Here is a 217-nt window from a genome sequence, read left to right as displayed (position 1 = left end):
TGACATTGGCACCTGAAGGCCGGAAGCTTTTGCGCGTTGAACAGCGCAATTCTGCTGTTCCGGTGGAGCGTAAGCCGGAGTGGATCAAGGCGAAGGTCCAGATGGGCCCGGAGTTTGTCCAGCTCAAGAACCTGGTCAAGAAAGAAGGCCTGCACACGGTGTGTGAGGAGGCCGGCTGCCCCAACATTTTCGAGTGCTGGGAGGACAAGGAAGCCAC

1 pseudogene is annotated in these 217 nt (G+C 58.1%); it reads left to right on the top strand.

The window, feature by feature from the left end:
• A pseudogene (locus AC6CHP_RS20815) lies at positions 1–217 on the top strand (lipoyl synthase); the annotation flags it as partial.

It is taken from the genome of Pseudarthrobacter sp. GQ63 (genome assembly GCF_059758765.1).
The sequence above is the reverse complement of the archived record's forward strand: the minus strand, read 5'-3'. Positions and strand labels throughout refer to the sequence as shown.